The sequence below is a fragment of the Afipia sp. MLSD5-FHT05B12 genome (genome assembly GCF_058793355.1).
In genome coordinates, this window is record NZ_JBXAFS010000003.1 from 76,136 (window position 1) to 99,522 (window position 23,387).

At 62.4% G+C, this 23,387-nt stretch carries 27 protein-coding genes, 1 tRNA gene and 1 pseudogene; 9 read left to right on the forward strand and 20 right to left on the reverse strand.

What is annotated here, in order from left to right:
- Window positions 1-16: 16 nt before the first annotated feature.
- The gene (locus tag AC1Q6J_RS04990) at window positions 17-355 is read right to left on the reverse strand and encodes a phasin family protein (RefSeq protein WP_006020947.1); all 339 of its coding nucleotides are present in this window, start codon (window positions 353-355) and stop codon (window positions 17-19) included.
- Between the two features lie 401 nt (window positions 356-756).
- Between AC1Q6J_RS04990 and AC1Q6J_RS04995 the strand changes: the two genes are divergently transcribed.
- Entirely contained in the window at window positions 757-2,760 is a 2,004-nt protein-coding gene (locus AC1Q6J_RS04995) for a serine hydrolase (RefSeq protein WP_492278238.1), read from the forward strand.
- Between the two features lie 222 nt (window positions 2,761-2,982).
- Here the strand turns inward: AC1Q6J_RS04995 and AC1Q6J_RS05000 are convergent, their stop codons facing one another.
- The 5 genes from AC1Q6J_RS05000 to AC1Q6J_RS05020 all read right to left on the reverse strand — a co-directional run bounded on the left by AC1Q6J_RS05000 (window position 2,983) and on the right by AC1Q6J_RS05020 (window position 7,193).
- Complete coding sequence (locus tag AC1Q6J_RS05000) at window positions 2,983-3,717, reverse strand: DnaJ domain-containing protein (RefSeq protein ID WP_492278239.1); 735 nt, start codon at window positions 3,715-3,717, stop codon at window positions 2,983-2,985.
- Window positions 3,718-3,897: 180 nt separating this feature from the next.
- Window positions 3,898-4,644, reverse strand: a complete 747-nt coding sequence (locus AC1Q6J_RS05005; RefSeq protein ID WP_492278240.1) for a vWA domain-containing protein — start codon at window positions 4,642-4,644, stop codon at window positions 3,898-3,900.
- Between the two features lie 86 nt (window positions 4,645-4,730).
- Window positions 4,731-4,913, reverse strand: coding sequence for a hypothetical protein (locus AC1Q6J_RS05010; protein ID WP_492278241.1), 183 nt, complete (start codon window positions 4,911-4,913; stop codon window positions 4,731-4,733).
- A gap of 169 nt (window positions 4,914-5,082) precedes the next feature.
- Window positions 5,083-5,937 carry an alpha/beta fold hydrolase gene (locus AC1Q6J_RS05015; protein ID WP_492278242.1) on the reverse strand — a complete coding sequence of 285 codons (855 nt, stop codon included), beginning with the start codon at window positions 5,935-5,937 and terminating at the stop codon, window positions 5,083-5,085.
- A 335-nt stretch (window positions 5,938-6,272) separates the two neighbouring features.
- Window positions 6,273-7,193: a division plane positioning ATPase MipZ gene (locus AC1Q6J_RS05020; RefSeq protein WP_492278243.1), complete on the reverse strand. Its 921-nt coding sequence runs from the start codon at window positions 7,191-7,193 to the stop codon at window positions 6,273-6,275.
- A gap of 183 nt (window positions 7,194-7,376) precedes the next feature.
- Here AC1Q6J_RS05020 and panC point away from each other — a divergent pair, with 183 nt between their 5' ends.
- Complete coding sequence (gene panC / locus AC1Q6J_RS05025; protein ID WP_492278244.1) at window positions 7,377-8,228, forward strand: pantoate--beta-alanine ligase; 852 nt, start codon at window positions 7,377-7,379, stop codon at window positions 8,226-8,228.
- A gap of 1 nt (window position 8,229) precedes the next feature.
- Here the strand turns inward: panC and AC1Q6J_RS05030 are convergent, their stop codons facing one another.
- The 5 genes from AC1Q6J_RS05030 to AC1Q6J_RS05050 all read right to left on the reverse strand — a co-directional run bounded on the left by AC1Q6J_RS05030 (window position 8,230) and on the right by AC1Q6J_RS05050 (window position 11,267).
- Window positions 8,230-8,667, reverse strand: coding sequence for a DUF1489 family protein (locus AC1Q6J_RS05030; protein ID WP_492278245.1), 438 nt, complete (start codon window positions 8,665-8,667; stop codon window positions 8,230-8,232).
- 56 nt (window positions 8,668-8,723) lie between these two features.
- Window positions 8,724-9,683, reverse strand: coding sequence for a hypothetical protein (locus tag AC1Q6J_RS05035; RefSeq protein ID WP_492278246.1), 960 nt, complete (start codon window positions 9,681-9,683; stop codon window positions 8,724-8,726).
- A gap of 70 nt (window positions 9,684-9,753) precedes the next feature.
- Window positions 9,754-9,945, reverse strand: coding sequence for a hypothetical protein (locus AC1Q6J_RS05040; RefSeq protein WP_006020957.1), 192 nt, complete (start codon window positions 9,943-9,945; stop codon window positions 9,754-9,756).
- Window positions 9,946-10,229: 284 nt separating this feature from the next.
- The gene (locus tag AC1Q6J_RS05045; protein WP_492278247.1) at window positions 10,230-10,595 is read right to left on the reverse strand and encodes a YidB family protein; all 366 of its coding nucleotides are present in this window, start codon (window positions 10,593-10,595) and stop codon (window positions 10,230-10,232) included.
- Window positions 10,596-10,610: 15 nt separating this feature from the next.
- Window positions 10,611-11,267: a glutathione S-transferase family protein gene (locus AC1Q6J_RS05050; protein WP_492278248.1), complete on the reverse strand. Its 657-nt coding sequence runs from the start codon at window positions 11,265-11,267 to the stop codon at window positions 10,611-10,613.
- A gap of 151 nt (window positions 11,268-11,418) precedes the next feature.
- Here AC1Q6J_RS05050 and AC1Q6J_RS05055 point away from each other — a divergent pair, with 151 nt between their 5' ends.
- Both AC1Q6J_RS05055 and AC1Q6J_RS05060 read left to right on the forward strand, forming a co-directional pair.
- Entirely contained in the window at window positions 11,419-12,099 is a 681-nt protein-coding gene (locus AC1Q6J_RS05055; RefSeq protein WP_492278249.1) for a DUF599 domain-containing protein, read from the forward strand.
- 46 nt (window positions 12,100-12,145) lie between these two features.
- Window positions 12,146-12,421, forward strand: a complete 276-nt coding sequence (locus AC1Q6J_RS05060) for a DUF3253 domain-containing protein (protein WP_492278250.1) — start codon at window positions 12,146-12,148, stop codon at window positions 12,419-12,421.
- A gap of 75 nt (window positions 12,422-12,496) precedes the next feature.
- Here AC1Q6J_RS05060 and AC1Q6J_RS05065 read toward each other — a convergent pair whose 3' ends face one another.
- From AC1Q6J_RS05065 to AC1Q6J_RS05080, 4 genes are all read right to left on the reverse strand, one after another.
- On the reverse strand, window positions 12,497-13,303 hold the full coding sequence (locus AC1Q6J_RS05065) for a YdcF family protein (protein WP_492278251.1): 807 nt from the start codon (window positions 13,301-13,303) through the stop codon (window positions 12,497-12,499).
- A gap of 41 nt (window positions 13,304-13,344) precedes the next feature.
- Complete coding sequence (locus tag AC1Q6J_RS05070) at window positions 13,345-14,163, reverse strand: aldo/keto reductase (RefSeq protein WP_492278252.1); 819 nt, start codon at window positions 14,161-14,163, stop codon at window positions 13,345-13,347.
- 97 nt (window positions 14,164-14,260) lie between these two features.
- Complete coding sequence (locus AC1Q6J_RS05075; protein ID WP_492278253.1) at window positions 14,261-14,572, reverse strand: helix-turn-helix domain-containing protein; 312 nt, start codon at window positions 14,570-14,572, stop codon at window positions 14,261-14,263.
- A 105-nt stretch (window positions 14,573-14,677) separates the two neighbouring features.
- On the reverse strand, window positions 14,678-15,313 hold the full coding sequence (locus AC1Q6J_RS05080; protein WP_492278254.1) for a hypothetical protein: 636 nt from the start codon (window positions 15,311-15,313) through the stop codon (window positions 14,678-14,680).
- Window positions 15,314-15,682: 369 nt separating this feature from the next.
- Here AC1Q6J_RS05080 and AC1Q6J_RS05085 point away from each other — a divergent pair, with 369 nt between their 5' ends.
- Together AC1Q6J_RS05085 and AC1Q6J_RS05090 are read left to right on the forward strand one after the other, a co-directional pair.
- A complete protein-coding gene (locus AC1Q6J_RS05085; protein WP_492278255.1) occupies window positions 15,683-16,462 on the forward strand; it encodes a polysaccharide deacetylase family protein in 780 nt (259 codons plus the stop codon).
- Between the two features lie 82 nt (window positions 16,463-16,544).
- On the forward strand, window positions 16,545-17,720 hold the full coding sequence (locus tag AC1Q6J_RS05090) for a polysaccharide deacetylase family protein (protein WP_492278256.1): 1,176 nt from the start codon (window positions 16,545-16,547) through the stop codon (window positions 17,718-17,720).
- Window positions 17,721-17,752: 32 nt separating this feature from the next.
- On the opposite strand, the gene AC1Q6J_RS05095 is transcribed toward AC1Q6J_RS05090, so the two are convergent.
- Both AC1Q6J_RS05095 and AC1Q6J_RS05100 read right to left on the reverse strand, forming a co-directional pair.
- A tRNA-Leu gene (locus AC1Q6J_RS05095) sits at window positions 17,753-17,837 on the reverse strand.
- Window positions 17,838-17,948: 111 nt separating this feature from the next.
- On the reverse strand, window positions 17,949-18,212 hold the full coding sequence (locus AC1Q6J_RS05100) for a FliM/FliN family flagellar motor switch protein (RefSeq protein ID WP_192817766.1): 264 nt from the start codon (window positions 18,210-18,212) through the stop codon (window positions 17,949-17,951).
- A gap of 38 nt (window positions 18,213-18,250) precedes the next feature.
- Between AC1Q6J_RS05100 and lipB the strand changes: the two genes are divergently transcribed.
- Both lipB and AC1Q6J_RS05110 read left to right on the forward strand, forming a co-directional pair.
- Window positions 18,251-18,958 (forward strand): lipoyl(octanoyl) transferase LipB, encoded by a 708-nt coding sequence (gene lipB / locus AC1Q6J_RS05105; RefSeq protein WP_492278257.1) that lies wholly within the window; start codon window positions 18,251-18,253, stop codon window positions 18,956-18,958.
- A gap of 181 nt (window positions 18,959-19,139) precedes the next feature.
- On the forward strand, window positions 19,140-20,735 hold the full coding sequence (locus tag AC1Q6J_RS05110; RefSeq protein ID WP_492278258.1) for a GNAT family N-acetyltransferase: 1,596 nt from the start codon (window positions 19,140-19,142) through the stop codon (window positions 20,733-20,735).
- A gap of 60 nt (window positions 20,736-20,795) precedes the next feature.
- Here the strand turns inward: AC1Q6J_RS05110 and AC1Q6J_RS05115 are convergent, their stop codons facing one another.
- A complete protein-coding gene (locus AC1Q6J_RS05115) occupies window positions 20,796-21,224 on the reverse strand; it encodes a tautomerase family protein (RefSeq protein ID WP_492278259.1) in 429 nt (142 codons plus the stop codon).
- Between the two features lie 112 nt (window positions 21,225-21,336).
- On the opposite strand from AC1Q6J_RS05115, the pseudogene AC1Q6J_RS05120 reads away from it, so the two are divergent.
- Window positions 21,337-22,190, forward strand: a pseudogene (locus AC1Q6J_RS05120) (LysR family transcriptional regulator).
- A 6-nt stretch (window positions 22,191-22,196) separates the two neighbouring features.
- Here the strand turns inward: AC1Q6J_RS05120 and AC1Q6J_RS05125 are convergent.
- Window positions 22,197-22,496: an acylphosphatase gene (locus tag AC1Q6J_RS05125; protein ID WP_492278260.1), complete on the reverse strand. Its 300-nt coding sequence runs from the start codon at window positions 22,494-22,496 to the stop codon at window positions 22,197-22,199.
- A gap of 18 nt (window positions 22,497-22,514) precedes the next feature.
- Entirely contained in the window at window positions 22,515-23,381 is an 867-nt protein-coding gene (locus tag AC1Q6J_RS05130) for an isocitrate lyase/PEP mutase family protein (protein WP_492278261.1), read from the reverse strand.
- Window positions 23,382-23,387: the final 6 nt, after the last annotated feature.

Below are 23,387 nucleotides of genomic sequence, written 5' to 3' on the forward strand. Positions count from 1 at the left end.
GTAGAGAGCCTTGAAATTAGTGAGTGGTCGCCGAAACCTTCGCGACAATGCCTTCGAAAGGCTTGAACGCCTGCTTGGCGAGATCCGTATAGAGTTCGCCGATCTTCTGCGACTCTGCAACGAACGTCTCATAGGAGGTCTTCGCGTACTCGGTCTGAAGCTCGATGGCCTTTTCGATCGACTTCACACCCGACAGCTTCTCAACGAAGGTCTTGGTGTCTTCGAACGACTTCTTGGCGTAGTCGCCGTAAGCGGTGGCAATCGACTGAAGGCCGCTTGAGAACGTGTTGGCGGATGCAACTGCTGCGTCGAACTGCTCTTTGCCGAACTGCTGAAATTCTTCAACCTTGACCATTACACAGAGTCCTTTCCCAGACTGATGACCTGACCTGCCGGGAGGTACCCGGCTCCCTAACCACGGCTCCAAGGTTACCGCAATGCACAACAAAAAGTCAAGAATCTTGTGCGTCGCACAATTGTCTTAAATCCGAGACAAAATCACAGCATCGCGGAAACCCTTGCTTAACCCTTTCGAAACCGTGGGCACCTACTTTGATTCCCTGCGCTTTTCGCGTTCTGCGGTGAATTTGAAAAGCGGCGCGGTTCCAATGCCTTAGCCTGGATGGGCGACATCCGGCGCCGGCTTCCCGAGCCGCGGCTTCGCGTGGACGGCCCGGCTTCCCGAATTGGGCTGCGGCCGGACCAAATTTGGCCTCAGAACGAGGCGAATAAACTGGGAATCGGACGGGGAAATTCATGCTTGGGGTCAAATCGTCAGCGTCACTGCGCGCGCTTGGTCTTTGCCTTCTCGGCGTCGCCACCGTCTCCGTGGCCGTCACCTTTACGGTCGACACTGCCGACGCCCGGCGGCGTCACCGGCATCGCCACCACGCCGCCGTATCCAGCTACAGCCCCGCTTTCTCCTCGATCATTGTCGACGCCAATTCCGGCAGCACGCTTCAGGCCACCAGCGCCGACAGCCTGCGCCACCCCGCCTCGCTCACCAAGATCATGACGCTCTACATGCTGTTCGAGCGGCTGGAGAGCGGCAAGATGAAGCTCGATACGACGATGGACGTGTCGGCCCATGCATCGCAGCAGGCACCCACCAAGCTCGGTTTGCGCCCCGGTCAGACAATCCGTGTCGAAGACGCCATCAAAGGTCTCGTCACCCGCTCCGCCAACGACGCCGCCGTTGTGATCGCCGAGGCGATTGCCGGCGACGAGGACGATTTCGCCAAGGCGATGACGCGCAAGGCGCGTGCGCTCGGCATGAGCAAGACCGTTTACAAGAATGCCTCCGGTCTTCCGGATGATACCCAAGTCACCACCGCGCGCGATCAGGCCACGCTTGGCCGCGCCATTCAGGACCGCTTCCCGAAATACTATCGCTACTTCGCCACCGAAGCGTTCAACTACAAGGGCCGCTCGATCCGCAATCACAACAAGCTGCTTGGCCGCGTCGAAGGCGTGGACGGCATCAAGACCGGTTATACCCGCGCCTCCGGCTTCAACCTCGTCACCTCCATGAAGCGCGGCAACCGCTATCTGGTCGGCGTCGTGATGGGTGGACGCAGCGGTGGTTCGCGCGACGCGATCATGCGCAACCTGCTCGCCGAAAACCTCGACGAGGCCTCGACCCGCCGCACCGTTGCCGCCATCACCGAACGCGGCGACACCAAAGTCGCCAGCGCCGCCGACGACAGCGATGAGGCCGAGACCAAGGTTGAGGCCAAGGCAGAGTCCAAGTCCAAGCCTGCCGCGGCTGTTCAGGTGCAGGGCGCGATCAAGGTCGCCTCCACGCCGCCGGAGCCTGTTCCGCTTCCCGCTCCGCGCGCACCGGCGACACCTGCCAAGACCGTTGCTGAGGCCCAGGGCGACAAGCAGGACAAGCCCGCACCGGCCCCGCTCACCAGCGGCGTAATTTCCTCGCAGACGTTCGCAGCCATTCCCGGTTCCGCCGAACCGATGACCCCCGTGCGCGTCAAGACGGTTCAGGTTCGCATGGGTCAAACCAAGGTTGCGTCCGCTGCACCGGGCGCGCCAGCTCCGGTTTCCACCAGCGCCATTCCGGCACCGCAAAAGGCCGAGGTCGCGGAGACCTCGAAGGCCGTCGTCGCCAAGGCAGAAACCAAAGTGGAATCCAGGGTTGAGGCCAAAACTGAAGCCAAGGCCGACCGCCGTGCGGAACCATGGCCGGTCGCCTACAATCAGCCGCGCGGGGACTTCCCGGCGCCGCTTCCCGCTCAGCCCAACACCAGCAACGGCATCGGACAGGGCATCATCGGCTCCGCCCCCGCCTCGTCGTCATCGGCGCCGCCCGCACAGACCATGGCCTATGCAGATCCCGGACGCGGCACACCGCCCACAACGCTTGGCGCGCAAGCCGTCGCTCTCCAGACCTCCACCGCTCCCCAGCAGCAGCCTGCTCCGCAGCCCGTCCAGCAGGCCGCGTTGCCGCCCGCGCAGCCAACCCAGACCATGCAGCACAATGGCGCGATCAAGACCGTTGCGCGTTCGGGATGGATCATTCAGGTCGGCGCTCTCGAAACCGAGAGCGAAGCCCGCCAGCGTCTCGACGCGGCACGCGGCAGCGCCAGCAGACTGCTGAGCGACGCCGATCCATTCACCGAGACTGTGTCGAAGGGCAACAAGACGCTCTACCGCGCACGCTTCGCCGGCCTCAATCAGGACTCCGCTGAAGCCGCCTGCCGCACGCTGAAGCGCTCCGACATTTCCTGCATCGCCATCAGGAACTGATCGCGACCCGCGATCGAAAGACCGAAACAAAAGCCCGCGGTTCCGCCGCGGGCTTTTTCTTTTTTGCGGCTCCGCGCGCGCATGCAACCATTTTTCAAGATTTGGTCTCTAAAACCTTAATTGCAGGATCGATCACGCCGGACAACGGCGGGCATCCGCAGGGGCATTTCAATCAGAGGAGAAGGCTGCTCGCAGTTTGTAGCGTGATGTTGCGTGCTGGAGTCAGCGATGATTGCGAAGAAGAGTGTCCTTGGCTTCGTTCACACGGGCAGCGAGGTACGTCGAGCCCCCCTGGTCGGGATGCAGTTTCTTCATCAGCCCACGATGAGCCCGGCCGATTTCGTCGCGCCCCGCACCCGGCTTCAGGCCAAGGATCTGATAGGCCTCCTCCGCCGTCATTTTTCCACTCGGCGCCGCGCGGCGGTCCTCGCTTCCACCCCGGCCTGCCCCTTCGCCCTGCGCGTGTTCACGCCAGGCGGGAAACCGGCGGTCCAGATAGCTTTCAAGAAGAGCCCAGCTCTCGGCGTCGAACCCGCGCGCAAGAGCAATGAGTTCGTCGAGCGTGAATTCGTCCAGTACACGCCCCGCTTCGGGTCCGGCAGTAATAAGCCCCTCAAGCGCTCCGGTGTCGTGGTCGAGCGTCATCTCTATAAACTGGGACCGTACCTGGGACTTCTGCCCCTGTGATTTCCACGCGCCGGGGCCGTAGTTGCCCCAGGCCGAACCGAGCTGAGCGCCGAACGGCGACCAGCCGAGCAGACCCGCGCCGAAAATGCCGAGCGGGATCGCCACCGCAAGCTCGCCCCTGATCCCGATAAACACGGCCGCGGCCAGCGTCACCACGCCGCCACCGCCACGGATAATCTTCGCGAGCCATTTCGGATCGGCGCCCTTGATGATGTTCAGCGCAACGTAAAGCAGCGCGACGGCGACGATGCCTGCGATCAGGGTTGGCATGGGCCTTGGATCATCCTTGCAAAATTCTCGCCGGCAGTGTGTGCCACCGGCACGCACGCCTGATCTATGGTGATATCGGGATTTGTTAAGCGGATATATCGCGAAATAGCGCCGCGCCTGCGGCAGGTTGAGCATGACCTATCCGGAAAACCGGCTTCCACTTTTCCGGGGTATGCTTGTTTACTTCATCTGCCCAAGCAGAGCCGCGGCACCCGATGTGTTCTTCGCCAGTCTCATGAGGGCCTCCCGTCCGCCCGCCGCATAAGCGGCGGCGGCGCGCAGAAGTTCACGCAACTGCGCCGCCGAGCCCATGTCGAAACGGCACCACGCGCCACCCGTCAGCCGCGCGATCTCACGGAACGCTGCCTCCGCCGCCGGGTCGTTGCCTTCCTGAAACATGAAGCACGGCACCTTCAGCAACCCGAGTTCGCCCGCGGTGGCGCACAGCGCATCAACATTCTCCTCCATCGCATCGCCCACGAAGACGATGGCACGCACACCGGACGCAACAGCCTCGCGCCGCGCATCCGCCAGCACGCGGCCAAGCTGGGTCTTTCCGCCCTGACAATCGATCCTGCTCATCAGTTTGGCGAGATGTGCCGTATCCGAAATCCATGGACTCGCGCGGCATTCGCTCAAGCCGCGATAGTAGACGAGACGCACTGAGAGGCCGCCGATACTGCCGGCTTCGCGAAACATGTCGGCCTGAAGCTGGCACGCCATGTCCCATGTCGGCTGGCGGCTCATGGTCGCATCCAGCGCGAAGAGCAGCCTGCCCGTGCCGGCCTTGCCGGGCGTCATCGCCCGCGCCTTGGCGACGAAGGCGGCGATATCGGCAGACGCCGATGTCTGCGCGTCCGGCACCGTGCGATTGCGCCCCGTGACGGGCTGCTCGCCGGATTTTGGGATGGTCGGATCGCGCGTCATAGCGGCTCGCTGTCAGATGCGAGTCCTATGTGGAGCGCCAGGGGCGGTTGGTCAATTCCGCACCCGGAAACCGCTGAAGGATCGCCCTACTCGATCGGCACTGCGAGCCGCCCGATGAGCTTCGCGACTTCGCTCAGCCGCCGGTCATCGTGTTCGGCCACAGCGCGCGCCAGACGCGACATGCACTCATCGTCGCTGATGACTGGGGCGACCTGATTCCTCTCCGACGGCACCAGACCGGGAGATTGAAAAGAGCTGCTGACGGCCATGACTCTCACCTCGCTTGCTATTTGGGGTGCATCGAACCAAGCAGAAGTCATGCCACCAATGGAATGTGGCGAGAGCAAGCGAAATCAATGGCGGCAGAATTGTTTCACGCAAACGTGCGATGCGCCGGGACGGACCCGGCGATGGCACTGCAATCGCAGCCGTTAGCCGTCAATTGATGGGAGGTGCAACCTGCGCGACGGAGTCAGGCTTCGGCACGGCGATCTTCTTGGTGGTATCGACCGGCGCGAGCTTGCTGCTGTCCTCCGCGAGGAACTTGTCGAGAACACCCTGAATAGACGTCTTCACGTTATCAGGCCCGCGATCGCTCATGTCGGTATGCTGGAAGCCCGTATTGACCACGGTGATACCGGACTGCTCGCATGTATCGTCATCCGGTACGACGCCAGGATCGGCTTTGAACACGGGGTCCTTCGAACGGAACGAAAGAATCTTGAACTTGCCTTCGGTGAGGAACGGCACACGAAGATTGTCGAGCGTGACAATCTTCTTCACGTTCTCCGGATGCATTTTGGCGAAGTACATCGAGATGTCGCCGCCGTTGGAATGTCCAACCAGTGTAAGACGATCGTAATCCGCGTTGGGCTGGATCTTCCTCATCTGGTCGATGGCGAATTCGATATTCACCACGCCGCGCTGATAGACCGGCAAACGCCCCACATAAAGTTCGCCGACCTTGGTGACCAGGGGAGCATCGCCCGCCAGATCATGCTGAATGCTCGTCACGAAATACCCGCGAGCCGCGAGTACGTTGGCGAGGAACGAGTACTCGGTGAATTTTACCGTATTGCCGTGGTTAACGACGGCGACTGGCAAGGTGAGCATGCCGGCATTCGCCTGCATCTCCTTGTCGCGGCGCACGGCGATCGCGACGTCGATCTGGCGGTTACGCGCGGCATCGTAGAACGTCAGAGTCTCGTGACGGATCGCCCATTTGCTCGCGGTGAAATACGCGACGACGACGATCGCAAACAGACCAAGCAGGATGAAAATTCCGCGCTTCATCACGTCCTCGAATTGTCAGGCCTTGGCCGGATATTGGTCCAGACCGCCCTTCACAACACAGTGTTTTAGAATCCTTCGCACTTGTCTAGTTAGATGATGACAGACGAGCGACAAACCAACTTAATTTCCTGTCATGTGTCCGGCCTAAACCAGTAATTTGGTGCAATGCATCAAACATGCCACACGCCTCAATGACACGCCTTGATCCATGACAGGGTCAATGAACCAAGCGCTCAACCAGCGATAAGTTCATATTTTACAGGAAAAATTCGCTTTTTAGCCACGGAACCGGCACCGGGAGGCCGCCATGGAACCCGGCAGCTCCAGCCCCAAATTTAGGCGGTCAGCCCATGATTTTCCAGCGGGCGGTCGACCTGGGCGAACCATTCGGCCCGGGTCGCGGCCCGGCGGCGGCCCCGTTCGTCGATCGGGAGCTTGAGGTGGCGCAGCAGGCCGGTCACCTCCTCCCGGGCGGTCACATGGGCCATGTTCGGGCGGGTGCCGAGCGTCGCCTCATCCAGATCGTCGAGGGCGGTCAGGCCGCGCGGAAAGAACTCGCGGTAGACCACGCGTTCGGCGAAACCATCCACGGGGCGGAAACCAAGCCGGAACGAGAGCTGGTCGAGCCCCTCCGCGATCAGTTGCTTGTTGCGCGATCCCAGCATCGACAGCCGGTTCCGGACCACGATCCAGTCGGTGGTGGCGCCGTCGAGATCGCGGCGCTGCTTGCGCGCAACTTTCACCATGGTGGCGTATTGGCTTTCCCCGATCACGGAATAGGTCGCGGGGTCCACGGAACCGAGAACATCGAAATCGAGAAAACTGTCATTGATCGGCGTCACCAGCGTATCGGCCATCGAGTGCGCCAGACGCATCAGGTAACTGTCGGTCCCCGGCGTATCGATGACGATGAAGTCGTAGGTTCGCTCAACCGCGCTGACAGCAGCCGAGAACTGCTCGAACTCCGACATCTCGTTCTCGCCGATCTGCATGCTGGAGCCCAGGGCAACGCAGCAATGGTGCGGCAGTTCGAGGGAGAGCCCGGTGCGCTGGGTCCAGGCCCGGCGATTCTCGATGTAGCGGGTGAAGCTCTTTTGACGCGAGTCGAGGTCGATGGTGGCAACGCGCTGCCCGGCCTTCAGCAAGGCAACGGCGACATGAAGCGCGGTGGTGGACTTGCCCGACCCGCCCTTCTCGTTGCCCAGCACGACGACATGCGCCGACCCGGACTGCCCCTGACTCGTCTGCAAAAGCATGCCATATCCCCTGTGGATATCTTCGGCCAAGTCCAGAAAGAATCAAGTGAAATTCAAACGGGCTCATATTTCATGATGAATCGGCGGGAGCCTCAGCCCTGCCCCGTGGTCGTTGGCTCGCACCACCAGCTTTGTTAAGACTGAGCCCCACGACACATCACCCGCTTCCAGACATCGGCACGAATGACCCGCTCCCCCATCATCGCACGTTCGCTTTCATCCCTTCATCGGGCTCGCACCGAACTTTGCAAACGCAATGCCACGCTCGCGCTTGTGCCGACCATGGGTGCGCTCCATGACGGCCATGTGTCGCTGGTTCGTCTTGCCAAACGCCATGCACAGAAGGTCGCCGTGTCGATCTTCGTGAACCCCACGCAGTTCGCGGCGCATGAAGATCTCGGCTCCTATCCGCGCACCTGGAAGGAGGACCTCGCGTGCCTCAAGGCAGAGGATGTCGATCTGATCTGGAATCCGGATGTGAAGACGATGTATCCGGACGGCTTCGCGACGAGGGTTGCCCCTGAGGGTCCAGCCCTTGCAGGACTTGAAGATAAATTCCGTCCGCACTTTTTCGGTGGCGTCGCGACCGTTGTCGCCAAGCTGTTCACGCAGGTGCGCCCCGACATGGCGCTGTTCGGCGAGAAGGATTTTCAGCAGCTCAAGGTCGTCACGCGCATGGCGCGCGATCTCGATCTCGGGGTCAAGGTCATCGGCGGCGCGATCATCCGCGAGCGCGACGGCCTCGCGCTGTCGTCGCGCAACGTCTACCTGTCACCCGATCAGCGCAGCACGGCACCTGTGCTGTTTCGCACGCTCAAGGCCACCGCGAAGCGGATGCGCGCCGGCGATGACTTCAAGGCGGCGCTGTCCGATGGCGCCGATCTCATCCGTCAGGCCGGCTTTGCCCTCGACTATCTCGAGGCCCGGCACGCCGAAACGCTCGCGCCCATCACGTCTTTCAACGAAGGGCCGGTTCGGTTGCTGGTGGCCGCGAAAATCGGAACGACCCGCCTGATCGACAACATCAAGGCCTAGCTTACAGAAGGCCAAGCTCGCGCAATTCGCGCCGCAGCGGCTCAGGCATCGCGGCTACGCTGGCAGCGGCCTTGCCCAGATCCGGCGGCGCGCTTTTCGGATCGAGATAGCGCCAGCCCTGGAACGGCCGCATCGGCCGCGGCGATACCGCGATCAGCTTTGGCTCCATCACAAGGCGGCACCGCCCGATGCCATCCTTGTCGCGAAACGGCTCGATGCCGAGGATTTTCTCGCGCGCGGCGATCTCACCCTTGATGACCCAGTAGATCGATCCGCCATCGAGAAGTTCGTCAACGCGTTTGGGGGACATCCGGGTGACATGGATATGACGCGGCGGCTGGCCCTTCGCCCTGGCCTGCTTCACACGCTCGGCAATCCAGCCCCGAAGATCCTTGATGGACGTGGCACCGACGCTGAGTTTGACGAGATGAAGTGGCATATCCGGGATCGCCAGCGCGATGCCGGAACACCGCGCTTCAAGTTGAAGGAGAACGATCAGTTATCATCGCTTGCCGCGGGAGGCGCAAGCTGCACGGGAGCTTGCGCACGCGATTTCTGCGGCGCTGCCTTTTTCGCGGCTGTCGGCGCCGGCTGAGGATTGATCACTGCTCCGGGCGCGTTACGGGGAGCCGGCGCGGCGGTGGGCTCCGACGGGCGCTGCGCGGCCTGGGCGCCCTGCGCAGCCGGCTCGGGCGTCATGATGGTGATCGGCGGAATCGATGCCGCGCTCGGGAAATCGCCCGACACCGGCCGTCCCGGCGGCGCTACGGTGCCAAGCGCAGCGACCGGCGGCCCGCCGACGGCAGCCGGCGGTGCGTTCCACGCGGCAGCGTAGCGGCCGACAGATCCATCGTAGAGATTTTCGCTCATGTTGGATGAAATCTGCCCCGAATTGGTCAGCGACTGGAAAAACGGGCACGGCGCCGAGAGCGAACAACCCTCCCGCGTCTTGAGTACCTGAGCGACCAGTCCGTAACGATCGCGTTCGATCGTCCGCCGCAGAGCATTGAGTTCCGGCGTCATGACCTTGTTGGCAGCGGCGACATTGCCAAAGGCGGCAAGCCGCGTGACCTGCGCGGCGGTATAGGACACGCCCGCCGCGACGGAATCCGCCGACGCAAACAATGCCTTTTCACAGGCCGCCTCGACGCTCTCCCCGGCAAGTCCGTCGAGACACGCCAGCGCCGGAAGAGACGCTCCGGATTGAACGGAAGATTTGGGATCGCCGGACGAGCCGCTACTCACACCGGACGCACGCATCATGGTGGTGACCGCGATGCCGATGGCCAGCAGCGTGATGACAGTCAGCGCGCCGTTCGCGACCGATCGCTCGGCGCGAAACAGCGTGACCAGCAGAACGACCGCAAAGAAGCCCGCTGCGGCGATGGTCAGCCACATCGGCAGGCTCTGCGAATGCCAAAAGTTTTCGATCGACATGGCCCAAGCCCGGTTCATGCAAGGTCCCCTTCACAACGAACCAGACCAAGCGCTGTAACCGCGGCGAAATTCCGTCAGGCCGAAATTGTCAGGCGACGGCGAGCTGGCTTTCCTTCGCCACACGCTCGAAGGCTTCGGTCGAACTCTTGATGCGGTACTGGCAGTCGTCACCGTCTGTCGGCAGGAGGCGGATCACCTCGTAGGTTCCGCTCGCGGCTGGCCGCGCCACGTTGCTTGCCGTGAAATAGACAGTCTCTCCAACGATGTATTTGTGCTTCAACACCCTGCTCCATCACGCGATACGCGCATTTTGGCGGCCTGCCGTTGTCCCGGCAAAGCCAGTTTGACGCCCGGCAGGTGTATAGCACACAGGGCCTCCATTTGCCAGATAAACCAGCACATCGATAATCACGAAATAGCTTTTATTTATCAGCATCTTGAATGCCTTCCGAGGGCGTTGCACGCGCGGCAAGGCAGGGTCCAGCCGCGTGCAATGCCGCAATTTCGCCTTATCGGCGATGCGGAACGATTCCCGGGTAAGTTCAGTGCGTTAGCGGAGCAAGCTCATGCCGTGGCCGGCAGCGTGCCTTCAGGACTCGCACGATCGACCGCCGCCGGCAAAACCTGCGCGAGAACCGTCGACAGCTGATCCACCGGAATACCGAAACGGGTCGCAAGCTGCCTGACCGCATCGTTGCCCAACACCTGCTGGAGCTGCTGCGCGCTCACCGGCAGGTTGTCGCCAGTTCCGATCCAGGACTTCACCTGATCGCTCAACCCGGCTTGCTCGAGCCTGGCCACGATCGCGGACAACCCGCCCTGGTTACCGCTGCCGAATACCTCGTTGAGGACAGCCGGAATGACGGCGGGGTTGAGTTCGCTCGCCGCCCTCGCCGCCATCACGCTGGTCAGCATGTCGAGAATTCCCATGGTGCGGTCCTCGGCTCAATCGATCTCGAATCTTTCGATAACCAGCGTCTCGGCCAGAGCGGCATCGCTCCATTCCCGGAAAGCCGCGTTCGCCAGCATCGTGTCCATATAGGCGCGGACCGGCGGCGTCACATCGATGGCGTAGATCCGGAAGCGATGGACGACCGGCGCGAATATCGCGTCGGCTCCAGTGAAAGCGCCGAACAGGTACGGCCCCTGCCCGCCGTATCGGGCCCGGCATTCGGTCCAGATCTGCTGAATGCGTGCGATGTTCGCCCTGGCATCGTCGGAAAGGGGCTTCGAGCGGACCGGGCGATGAATGTTCATGCCGCATTCGTTGCGCAGCGGCATGAAGCCCGAATGCATCTCCGCCGAGATCGAGCGCGCGTGAGCGCGGGCGGCGACGTCCTGCGGCCACAGGCGCGCTTCCGGAAATCGTTCGGCGGCGTATTCGATGATCGCCAGCGAATCCCAGACCGTGATGTCGCCGTCGACCAGCGCCGGAACCTTGCCGGACCGGGTCACATCGAGGATGCGCTGCTTGTCGGCGTCCCCCGTATAGAGCGGAATAACGACCTCATCGAAGGCAATTCCCGTCCCTTTCAGCGCCATCCACGGCCGCATCGACCATGAGGAATAGTTCTTGTTGCCGATCACGAGCGTCAAAGCCATCGATTGAAATCTCCCTGCGGTGGCGACCTTGCCACGCCCGGCGCGCGACAGGCAACCAGCCGCGTCAGCCTCGTTAAAGGGGCCAAAACCGCTTCGCACTTGTCCGTATCATGCTCTATCGTGTCGACCTTTCCTCGGAAGGCATCGAATCGTGAACCTGTTTGCAACCGCCGACATCGTGGCGATCGCGTTCTTCGTTCTGGCGTGGATGGTCTACGCGGTCACGCTTGAACGTACCGCGCATGGACGCAACAGCCTGAACGCCCGCATGAGCATCTATCGCGAGGTGTGGGTGCGGCGCATCCTCGATCGCGAGGCGCGGATGGTCGATATGCAGATCATGGCCTCATTGCAGAATGGCACAGCCTTCTTTGCGTCCACGACCCTGCTGGCGATCGGCGGCGGACTGACGCTGCTGCGGTCGACCGAAGAAGCCATGTCGGTACTCGCGACTCTGCCGCTCGGCATCCGAAGCTCTCCTGCGCTATGGGAGATCAAATGCGTCGGACTGATCGTGATCTTCGTCTATGCGTTCTTCAAGTTCTCATGGGCCTATCGGCTGTTCAACTACGTCGCCATCCTGCTCGGGGCGATGCCGTTCGCCGAGAAGCGCGATACACCCGAAGCGCAGTCCCATGTGATGCGAACCACAAAGCTGTTCCAGTCGGCGGGCCGGCACTTCAATCGCGGCCAACGCGCCTTCCTATTCGCGCTGGGCTATCTCGGATGGTTCATCAGCCCGTGGGTTCTGATCGCAACCACGCTGGCCATCGTGGTCGTGATCTGGCGCCGGCAGTTCGATTCCGACGCCTATCGCGCGATGTCGAAGTAACTGTCTCAAGCTTGCCGCGCGGGTTCGGATGCGTCATGGCATGGTCATGAACAATTCCGATTCGAAAGTTCTCGATAACCTATCGCTGGACGACGCCATTCTCGGCGTGCTGGCGCGTGCCGATGCCAAGACCCTCAGCGCGCCGGAGATCGCTCACGCCATCGCGGCGGGGGATGACTGGCATGGGTTGCTGGTGCCGATCAGGAGGTCTGCCGTGGCGCTCGCGCAGGCAGGCAGGCTCGTGATCTACCGCAAGGGCAAACCGGCCGACCCGAATGATTTTCGCGGGGTCTATCGCCTCGGCCTGCCGCGCCACGATTAAACTTGGGCATGATCTGATCTGAAAACCGGTACCACCCCCGGGTCAAGCCCGAGGGCATGCTTTTCGGGATCATGCCTAGTTGATCCTGCGCGGCCCCGGAAACAGCTCGCTGCTGCGCCCGGTCACCCAATAGGCAATCAGCCCGATCCACTCGTGAACGGCGACATCGGCGCGGGCAAGGCCAGCGCTCAGGTTCATGGAAAATTCCATCGCGTCGCGCCAGCCGCGTGTGCGCCAGTCCACCGGATAGGCTTCGACATCGAAGCCGGCCTTCCGGAACGCGCCGATCGAGCGCGGCATGTGGAACGCCGATGTCACCAGCAGCCACCGCTCGCCGGGCTTCGGCGACACCAGATCGCGGGTGAAGGCCGCGTTCTCGGCGGTTGTGCGCGACTCGCTCTCAAGCACGATGCGCTGACGCGCCGTCCCGAAGTCTTCCAGCAGGTCGCCGGCAATCGGCGCTTCCGGGACCGGCGTCTCGATCAGGTTGGCGCTGCCACCGCTGAACACGATGCGTGCCAACGGATACCGGCGGGCCAGTTGCAGCATCGTCACGATCCGCTCGCTGGCGGCATCCATTTCGAGCGAGCCCCGCGCCTGGCTGCGTTCGGGATCGATCGCCCCGCCGAGAACAATGATGCCGTCAGGCGCCCGCCCCGCGGCACTCCAGGCCGGGAAACGCTCGCTCAGCGGCAACATCAACACGTTGCAGAGCGGCGAATATCCCAGCACGAGCAGCGATATTACGCCGACGCCAAGGATACGCGAACCGGCCTTGCGAAACCGCGTTGTCAGCAGCAGCGCGCCGAGCGCGCAAAGCATCGCGACCGCGTTCGACGGGACGACAAAGAAGCCGAGTATCTTGGAGACGGCAAAGAACATGATCCTGAATGGGCGATCCCCGCGGCAAGATCAAGCCACACTCAATCCCATTTGGGTGCGAAGCCGAAATCGGTGATGCGGCCGCCGCGCGTCCCCATCGCGAAGATCTCGGCCATTTCCTCGCCGGTCAGGTTGAAATCGAAGACATCGAGATTTTCCGACAGGCGCTCGACCCTGGACGTGCGCGGAATGGCAACCACGTCCTGCTGGATCAGCCAGCGCAGACAGACCTGTGCCGCGCTTTTCGCGTAACGCGCACCGATACGGTTCAACGCTTCCGCATTCTTGACGCGCCCCTTCGCGACCGGGCTGTACGCGACCAGCGCGAGCCCGTTGGCACGGCAGGTTTCGAGTATCCTGGTCTGCTCCAGATACGGATGATACTCGACCTGATTGCAGACCAGCGGCGCCGCAGCCTTCGCCACCGCCTCCCCGATCAGCGCCACGGTGAAATTCGACACACCGATGTGACGTGTGAGACCCAGCTTCTGGGCCTCCACAAGCCCGCCCAGCGTTTCTTCCAGCGGCACCTGCGGATTGGGCCAGTGCAGCAGAAGCAAATCGACTTCGGTCATGCGCAAGCGCGCGAGGCTTTCCTTGGCCGACCGCAGCAGATCGTTCGGCGCAAAATGCGTCGTCCAGACCTTGGTGGTCACGAAGATATCTGCGCGCCTGATGCCGGAGGCGCGCACGCCTTCACCGACCTCGCGTTCGTTCTCGTAAATCTGTGCTGTATCGATATGCCGATAGCCAAGCCGAAGCGCCTGCTGGACGATACGTGCGCAGGCACGGTCGCGCAGTTCCCAGGTCCCCAGACCTATCGCCGGAATGCTGGCGCCGTTCGCTTCAACGGTGTGCATCTTATGCCTCAGCGTCGTTCCATGCCGGAAGCTCATCATCTTGAGCGGCGCTGGCCGCATTGCCAGAAACCGCGTGTGGCGGAACTGTCATGCCCGATCAAGGCCGGCGCGCGAGCGCCGCGAACACCATATCGGGCTCGTGAGCGATCACGGTCAGCAACGCACGCGCCGGACCACGCGGTGAACGCTTGCCCTGCTCCCAGTTGCGTATGGTCTCGAGAGGAACGCCGAGGCGTGAGGCGAACTCGGCTTGCGTCAATTTTGCACGAAGGCGCAAATCACGCACGACCGGCGCTGTGGCGATTTTGCGCGAAGGCTCGTTGCCGGGCATCTCAGGCGCCAGCGGAGTTTCCCGCCCGTCCAGCACCTCGACAATCCGTCCATCTGCCTTCAGCCGTAGCCGCTGCATGTGATACCTCCGCAATCCGGAGGGTCAGCCCAACATGGTTAATCGCAAGTTAACGGATAATCCCGCCGCCCGGAGAATCCACGTTCCGGGCGGCAGATTTCACTATCACATGCGCGCGTTGGCTTCGCGCCACGAACGGCGTCCGCCACCGTGAGCGAAGCGCAGGCCCATCTCACGGCCACCCGCGTCGTCGTAGGAAATATGGATGTGCTGCACGCGTCCGGAGTCGGTCGAGTAACCGCCGCTCCATCCTTTGAGCTGCGCATAGATGCACCCATAAGGACCGCGCACGTCCACCGCCTTGCCCTGGGCGTGAAGCGACATCCGCCGCGTTCCTGCGATGCGCGTGTGACGCACGCCGGAGATCGCATGTGTTCCCGGGCACGCGGCCTGGATCGATGCAAGCTTGGCGGCCAGCGGACCGACCAGACCCGCGGAATATCCTTCCGACACGTGTGACGCGCGCTCGGCAACCGCGCGCGTCGCCGGTTCAAAATCGCGTTGCGCGCGCTCGAGCGCCCGCTGTTGCCGCCTGCTCAGCCGAGGCGTTGCCGGCTCCATCACGGAAAATGCCGGCTCCGCCCGGCGCTGGCCGCGCTGACGCGCGTGAACAGGATTGTCGACGCCAATGCAGGGCATGGTGACGTTGCATTCGGGCGAGACGGCCGGTGTACGAACACGCGCTTCGGCTAAAGACGACAACGCGCAAAGCGCCGCCACGGCGGTGACTGTTCGAATCAAAATTCTGGCTCCGGGTGATTTTGGCGTGATGGACGGTCGCGTGCGACAACGTCACGTTCGCCTGAGGTGCATAGAAGCCGCCAAAACATCGATGTTTTGCGGCAAGCGACAGGCCCGTTTTATTGCGGCAGGTGGCGAGAATGAGGCACAGATGTGCCCAGTGCCCCATGCTGACGCAAGGAACCCATGCCGAAACGGGCAGCGTTAACTTTTCAGTCCGAACCGGAGCGCCACGTGCTGACGAAACCGGGCGGGTGCCTCGCTGTTCAATGGAGGTCTGCTGATTTGCGTGTGTTTTTCAGGCATTCCCCAATCGACACCGCCAAGCGGGATGCTAAATGTGCGGCGCGCGAAACTCAGGAATTTGTCATGATCGTGCTCAGGGTCGCATTGCTCTCGCTTGTCGCGTCGGTCTCATTAGCCGACGCCGCCGAGTGCCCGCGCAAGGATGCGCTCGGCATCGCCCGTGTCATGACGGTCGACCCGCAGGCATTTCCCCACGTCGGCCTCAAGAGCTTCCCGCAGACCCTGCCACTGGCGGACAAGGAAGTCGTCCTGACATTCGACGACGGCCCCTTCCCGCCGACCACGACAAAAGTCCTGGCCGCGCTGGCCGAAGAATGCGTGCAAGCCACGTTCTTCCTGATCGGCAGGAATGCGGAAGCCAATCCGGGGATCGTCAAAAAGATTGCCGCTGACGGCCACAGCATCGGCCATCACACATGGTCCCATCGTCCTCTCGACAGGATCAGCCAGCCGCAAGCGATCGAGGAAATCGACCGTGGCATCGCTGCCGACGAAAAAGCCCTGCATGGCGTTGCGGCCTCTGTGCCCTCGACGCCGTTTTTCCGCTTTCCCGGCTTCGCTTCGACGCCTGCCTTGCTGAGCAGCCTTCAATCGCGCGGGATCGCGGTTTTCGGCGCGGACCTGTGGGCCAGCGACTGGAATCCGATGACCCCGGAGCAGCAGTTGAACCTCATCACCGCGCGGCTCGACTACGAAGGGAAAGGGATCATCCTCTTCCATGACACCAAGGCACAGACAGCGAAGATGCTGCCGGCTTTCCTGCGGTATCTGAAGCGCAACGGCTACAAGGTCGTTCATCTCGCCACGCCGCAGCCGATCAAGAGTTCGATGAATGACCGATAGATTCAGCTCCCGCAGCCGGATTAAGCCTGTGTTCATGGCCCCGGCGGTAAGCACGGCGGTCTCGCGCCATAACGGATTATCCATGCGCCGAACCGCCAGCGGAACCTGCACCGCGCTCCTGACAGCGCTTGGCCTGTCCATGGCCTCCGCTTCGTTCGGCGCCACGCCTGCTCGGGCCGCCGAGTGCAACGGCAAGCCGGACGCGCTCGGCACCTCGCGCACCGTCGTGGTTGATCCGAAGGAGCATCCGCGGATCGGAACGATGCAGTACGGCGAGACGCTGCCCCTCGAAGATCATGAAGTGATCCTGACCTTCGACGACGGCCCGCTGCCGGCTCACACCAATGCGGTCCTCGAAACGCTCGCTGCGCAATGCGTCAAGGCGACGTTCTTTCTGGTCGGGCGCATGGCGAAAGAATTTCCGCAGGACGTGCGCCGCATCCATGATGCCGGCCATACCATCGGCACCCACAGCGAGAACCATCCGACCTTCTTCGGCAAACTGCCGCCGGAGCGCATGAGCGCTGAAATCGATGACGGCATCGCCCACGTCTCAGCTGCCCTCGCCGATCCTTCGCAGCTCGCACCGTTCTTCCGGATTCCCGGGCTGCGCCGCGGCGACCTGCTCGAAGCCGAACTCAGCAAGCGCGGCCTCATGACCTGGAGCGCGGATTTCCCCGCCGATGACTGGCGGCATATTTCCTCAACGCAGGTCGTCAACTACGCGCTGTCGCGGCTCGATGCCAAAGGCAAAGGCGTTCTGCTGCTGCACGACATTCAGGCCCGCACCCAAGCGGCCCTGCCCGTGATCCTTCAGCAACTGAAAGCGCGCGGCTATAAAATCGTTCACGTCGTCCCCGCGACACCGGAGCGGCCAAAGACAACCACCGATCCCGCGCAATGGGTTCCATACTGGATTCACGGCCCCAATATCGCGGCGAAGGCTCCGAGCGGCTTTGTGTTCGGGGCAGCGGAGACGCCGTCCCACAACGCTCCGCGATCAGTGCGCTCGGTTTGGCTGGCGCGGCAGAAGCCAGCCGCGCGAGCATCGGCCGAAATGTTGCTGCCGTCATCCAAGGCGCCGCTCTTCGGCAAACCCGCACGCATGGACATTTCCGCCGCGAGCAGGCAGCGAAGCCTCGCGCGCCTTCCGGGCAGCCACCCTGTCCGGGCGAACGACGGAGCATTCCGGCCCCGGACCGGCCCAATCAAGACCGGCAGCCGCACGGATGCGCCGCTCGGACCGAATATCCGCTGAAATATCTGCCGAATGGATGAGTTTCGGTGAGGTGGTGCGCTCGGAGGGACTCGAACCCCCACCCTGTTACGGACTGCCACCTCAAGGCAGCGCGTCTACCAATTCCGCCACGAGCGCTAGAAGATCGGCCCCGGATTCGCACCCGGCGCGGGATCAACGGCGCCCGTGTAACAAATCAGGATTGGGGGGACAAGGCCTAGACCGAGGCTTTGTCCAGGGGCTTCCCGACTATCTGTGATCGGGCGTCCGGGGCAACATTTGCTTGACTTCAACCGCAATGCGGTTGCGGTTGACGACCACCACACCGCTGGCGATGGGCAGGTTGTTGGCGAGCACCTTGACCTCGTCCTGCTCGGTCGCATCGAGTTCGATGATCGCGCCGCGGCTGAGCCGCATCACCTGATGGACAGGCATCGAGGTGGTCCCGAGAACCACCATCAGATCGACCGAGACATTATCGAGAGTTGCCACTTTGATTTGACACCCACACATGAATGATGGACGCAGATCAGCACGATTATGGTTACCCAATGGTTAATATGCTCCGGGAGCGCCGCGAAGACCTTGCTTTGACGTCGTTTTTCCCCCGCTCCGGCCCGCCCGCTGAGTGGCGGGTGGCGGATTCGCCGGTGGCCTATCAGGACGCCGTCGAGGTCATGGAAAAGCGCGCTGCGGACATCGCCGCCGGGAACGCGCCTGAGCTGGTCTGGCTGCTCGAACACCCCCCGCTCTACACGTCCGGCACCAGCGCCAAGGCCGCAGACCTGCTCGATGCGCGATTTCCGGTCTTTGCCACCGGGCGCGGCGGACAGTTCACCTACCACGGACCCGGCCAGCGGGTTGTCTACCTGATGCTCGATCTGAAGCGCCGCCGCCCCGACGTTCGCGCCTATGTCGCCAGTCTCGAGCAATTCACGATTCGCACCCTCGCCGCTTTCAACGTGCGCGGCGAGCGGCGCGAGGACCGCGTCGGCGTCTGGGTGGCGCGGCCTGAGAGAGGCCCCGCCCACGAAGACAAGATTGCCGCGATCGGCGTTCGCCTGAAGCGCTGGGTCTCGCTGCATGGCATCTCGATCAACGTCGAGCCCGATCTGACGCACTTCTCTGGCATCGTCCCGTGCGGGGTCGAAGACCCCCGTTACGGCGTGACCAGCCTTGTCGATCTCGGCCTGCCCGTGACCATGACCGATGTGGATGTGGCCCTGAAGCAGGCTTTCAAGGACGTCTTTGGCGCCTGAGGCCGCCGGGACAGCCTTGCCAACGGCCGCCCTTCAGTGGCGTAATCGGGCCGATCTTCGATTTTTGAGCGAGGAATACAGCCAGAACAGCCTTCGCCTGCGGACACTTCTCATTCGTGCGCCGACGCTCCCATGAGCAAAGGTCAACGCCATGCATGTGGATGTGATCAAAAGCCGGGACATGTTGCTCCGCGTCCGGAGCAATTGGGAGGCTGTGTATCAGGCGGACCCCGAAGCGCAGCTCTACATGTCCTGGACATGGATCGCGGGGTGGTTTGAAAAACTCGGCTGTCAGTGGATCGTTCTGGCCGCGAAAGCGGATGCTAACTCACCGGACTATGCCGGGTTCTTCCCGCTGCAATTGCGGACTGAGCTGAGCCGCAACGGCACATTCCACAATGAACTGCGCACCGGCGGCGGATATTTCGCCGGCTATACCGGCTTCATTTGCGATCCCCGATTCGCGCAAGAGACTATTCTCGCTTTCGCGGACCAGACCAGGCGGCTGAACTGGGCAAGACTCCATCTGGAGAACATCTTCGCGTCGCCGGAACGACTCAAGCTCTTTCTAGATCAGTTTCCAGCATCGGATTTCGTCACCGAAAAAATCCAGCGCCCGGATGATGGCGACGGCATCGATCACGACATCTATGTTTACGTGAGCCTGCCCAGCGACTGGGATGCCTTCCTCTACGAGAGGCTCGATGCGAAGGCGCGCAGAAACGCTCGCGCCGCGTTGAGGCAGGCAGAAGACGGCGAATACAGAATCACCACGCCCACAGCGGAGTCGATTGAAGACGATATCGAGGCCCTTCTGAAATTCTGGGAATTGCAATGGGCCGCCAAGCTCGCCGCGCGATACCATCCGCGGCTGCCCCACGGCATGATGAACAACTTCCGCAACATGCTGCGGTGCTGTTTCGCGGACAACGCGCTGTACCTGCCGATTCTCTGGCAGGGCGAAAACCGGATCGGTATTCAGGCCAGCCTGATCGACTGGAAAAACCGCTCGCTGATCAGCCTGTTGAATGGACGCGACCTCAACATCAAGCGCCCTCCTCCCGGCTTCGTGCTTCATCTGCAATGCGTGCGCTGGGGTATCGAGAACGGCTTCAAGGTCTACGATCTCCAGACCGGGGACTTTCCCTACAAGTATGATTTCGGCGGCATCGAACGGCGCGTCGAATGCCTGCGCGTGAGTACGCGCGACCAGCGCAACCTTCGCGGCGCGCTTGAGCCTCTGACCCTGCCGGTGGTTTTCGATCGCGCGTTGAAAATGAAGAAGGAAGGCAGCTTTGAAGGAGCCGCGCAGGCCTGCCGGCAGATTCTGGATGCCGATCCACATCATGCCGACGCGTCGCAGTTGCTGAAGAGCCTCGACGCTCAGCGTCGGCGCGCGGTACCGGCCAATCTCACCGTAGCCAAGGGCTTGCATCAGCGCGGGCAGATCGCGGAAGCGGAAAAAGCGTATCGGGCCATCCTGAAAGCGGAGCCGAAACATGCCGATGCGATGTATCTCCTCGGCATCGCCTTGCTCCAGCAACACCGATACGAGGCTGCGGAGCAGCAGCTCAGGCTCGCGATCGGCTTGCAGCCGAACGTGGCGATGCTCCACTACAACCGGGGTCTCGCACTCCAGCAACTTGGACGGCATCAGGAAGCACTGACAAGCTTCGATTCAGCCCTCGCACTGAAGCCTGACTACGATCTGGCCCTTGCCCAACGGAACAGCATTCTAAAGACCGCTCCCCACATCGGCCTCGATCGAAGCCTCTGAGGCATGGGCAGGCCTTCGGGGATCTTTGCAATCCCCGAAGATGCCTGAAGGCGTGACCAACTACGCCGCCGCGCTGCGCGGCGCAATCGCGAGCTTGCCGACGATGTAACGGCGCTCCTGCGTCAGGCCGCCGAAGCCGTAGGCATCCGCGCGCACATCATGAACGTAGATGTAGCTCTCGTTGTGCAGCGGTCCGAGCAGGTCGTCCATCCGCTTGAACGTCGCGGCGATGAAATCGGCCTTCTCGTCCTTGCTGTTGGTCCCGTCCGAGATGTGAATATCGACCCAGACGCTGGCCAGCTTCTGCTCGGCCAGCGATTGCCCGCCGGCAAACCAGTCCGCGGCATCGAGGGATTGCACGATCACCGCGGTGACGCTGGGGTCCTTGTGCAGGATGTCCGCCGACAGCTTGCTGATGGCGGACGCGATGTCGGCCTTCAATGACGGTGCGTGACGATGTGAGGTGTATTGGACTGTGATGAGGGGCATGGGCTTTCTCCTGAAATTGCGCGGGCAGCGCATGAGGAGAAGCTAGACCCTGGCGCATCATATTAATATCTTATGATTAGATATATCAATCATAACGATACATGATGATAAAATGAACGCACTCGATATTCCGACAGTTCAGGCCTTCCTGCTGGTGGCTGAATTGCAAAGCTTCACCCGCGCCGCCGAAGCCCTTGGTACGACGCAGGCGGCCGTCAGCATGAAGCTCCAGCGCCTCGAGGCCACGCTTGGAAAGCGGCTGGTCGAGCGCTCTCCCCGCGCGGTTCGCCTGACCGCCGATGGCGCGGCCTTTCAGGACAATGCTCGCGCGCTGATCGCCGCCCATGATCGCGCGCTGACCGGATCTGCTCCGGTCAGCCAGCAATTGACCCTCGGCATCAGCGACCATGCGGCAGGTCCCGAACTCGTGCCGATTCTTGAAAAGCTGAACGCCGGATCTTCATCGCTGACGCTGGCGGTTACCATCGATTTTTCGCGAACGCTGCTGGATGCATTCGACGGCGGCGAACTTGATGCCGTCGTGGTGCGTCAGGAAGGCAGCCGGCGCGGCGGGGAAGCGCTTTGCACCGACGACTTCGGCTGGTTCGCCTCGCCCGGATTCCATTGGGCCAGGGCGAGACACTGCGCGTCGCAACGCTTGCTTCGCCGTGCGGGGTTCGCGCCACAGCAATCCGCGCGCTCGACAAGGCGAATGTCAAATGGACCGAGGCTTTCATCGGCGGCGGTGTGAGCGCCGTCGTCGCAGCGGCAGCCGCAGGGCTGGCCGTCGCGCCACTGGCGAAACGGATCGCACCTCCCGGCATGGTCGATGTCGGAGCAGCATTTGGATTGCCGCGGCTCAGCCCATCGAAAGTGATGCTCTATTCCCGCGTCAGCGACACGTCGAAGCGGGCCGCGCTGCGCATTCTGGCCGCGACATTCCGCAAGGAGGCCGGCGCGAAGTAATCTGCGTCAGATCGTCGGTAGAACCGAGAAACGCTCACCCGCCGCGCGCAGGTTCAACATGTCCTCGTTGGCCAGTTCGTTGTCGATCGCTGTCACGCGCGCCATGCCGGGGCCGTGCCGGCATTTTTCGATCAGCGCCGCCACGTCGGCCTCGGAACCGGACAGCACCGCCTCCACCGTGCCGTCCTTGCGGTTGCGCGCCCATCCCGCAAGTCCACGCGCCACCGCCTCGCCCTCGATCCAGGCGCGGTATCCGACGCCCTGCACCTTCCCTCGAACGATGATGTGGCGAATGACGTCGCTCATCGAACCGGCCTCGTGGGGTTACTTCTTTAGTCCGAGAAAATCGTCGTTACGTATCTTCATGTCGGCACTGCGCATCACGCGGCTGGTCAATTCCGCTGACGGCAATCCCTTCAAGTCCTTCGGCGCGACGCCATCGCGCAACGCCCTTTGCGTTTCATAAACAGCCTGCGTTGCCGCCGCGATCGGCTGATGGCCCTGATTGGCAACGCGCACGCGCTGGCTGGCGAGAAACGCCGTGTCGGCGAGTTCGCCGTCGGCGCTGCCCATGATGATCGGCAGCTTGGTCGCGGCGGCGATGGCCTGCAATTCGGCGCGGGTTTTCAAGCCGGTGAAGAACAGCGCATCGACGCCGGTTGCCTCATAGGCCCTGGCACGCGCAACCGTGTCATCGATGTTGGTGATCGACGCGGCGCCGGTGCGGCCGACGATCACCAGCGACAGATCGGAGCGGCCATCAAGCGCCGCCTTCATCTTGCCGGCACCTTCGTCGATCGAGATCACCTGCGGTTTCGCCTGCCCGTAGGCCTGCGGCAGCAACGTATCTTCGATGGTCAAACCGGCGGCGCCCGCGGCTTCAAGCTCCTGCACCGTGCGGCGAACATTCAGCGCATTGCCGTAGCCGTGGTCGGCATCGACCAGCACGGGGATTTTTCCGGCGCGGCAAATGCGCCGCACCTGTTCGGCCAGTTCCGACAGCGTAATCAGCAGCAGATCCGGATCGCCGAGAATGGTCAGTGAGGCAGCGGAGCCGCCAAGCAGCCCAAGCTCGAACCCGACATCTTCGGCGATGCGCGCCGAGATCGGATCGTAGACCGAGCCAGGCCTGATGACGTCCTTGCCCGACAGGATCGCCCGGAACGCTTCGCGCTTCTCCTGCGGGCCCATTTCACC